This window comes from Bartonella sp. AP58NXGY, from assembly GCF_042195785.1.
GTDB lineage: Bacteria > Pseudomonadota > Alphaproteobacteria > Rhizobiales > Rhizobiaceae > Bartonella.
On record NZ_JBHIOY010000153.1, the window covers coordinates 1 to 894 of the forward strand.

Here is an 894-nt window from a genome sequence, read left to right on the forward strand (position 1 = left end):
CGGGTGGCAAATTCTGATGGTGGTGTTAGTATAAAACCCGCAAGTCCTTTTGCAGCAGCCATGTTTATCAAACGTGACAAGCAAAGGGGCGGTGTTTTTTGGTCTCCTTCCAACCAAGATGTGCATGGCATTTTAGGCACCGCACGCCCCATTAGCTACTTTGATGGGGAAATTGATCATGAGGCTAATCGTCTCAATAAAGCCGATATTGCCACCTTTATTCCCGCACGCCTTAGCCAAAATGCTCATGGGAAAACTGCTGCCAATGGGCGCATTTTATGGGGCAACCATACCACCTCGAGTGATCCACTCTGGCGTTTTGTCAATGTGGTGCGCACCCGCGCAGCACTGGAAAAAACCATCATCAATAATTTACGCCCTTTTGCCAATGATGAGAATCTCACCGGTCAACATGTTATTGCCATTACCCGCTCTTTGACCAGCTTTCTTGATGATATGATTGCGCGCGGTGCACTGCTTGGTGGGCGGGTTTGGTTTGATCGGGATTTAAATTCAAACAGCAATTTACAACTGGGCAAGTTGCGGGTGGAATTTGATGCAGAAGAAGTGCCCCCTCTAGAAGATTTAAGCTTTGGCAGCCGGCGCAATGGTGCTTACTTTAATCGGCTGGCGCAAGATATCCAAAATAAAATGACCTATGCTTTTGGCGATACGCTTGAGGGTTATCGCAAGGCAGCAAGGAGTGATGTATGACTTTAAGAATTGTTCGCGGTTTTACCCTGATTGTTGATGATGATGTCAATCTTCATCTTGATCTTGAAACACTCAAACTTCCCACGTTGGAAGAAATCACCGAAACCTATCAACCAGGGGGCTCTGATATGCAAATTGATGTGAGCGGTCTTGGTGTCAAAGCATTAAATTTGCAAATGA

Annotated in this window: 2 protein-coding genes; both read left to right on the forward strand. The window is 46.1% G+C overall.

Annotated features, from left to right (window positions below; translation table 11 throughout):
• Positions 1-714 (forward strand): phage tail sheath family protein (locus tag ACFINC_RS10120; RefSeq protein WP_375617130.1); only part of this gene is annotated, 714 nt, incomplete at its 5' end.
• Positions 711-894: phage major tail tube protein (locus ACFINC_RS10125; protein WP_375617131.1), on the forward strand; the 184-nt coding region annotated here is incomplete at its 3' end. The genes ACFINC_RS10120 and ACFINC_RS10125, both read left to right, overlap by 4 nt.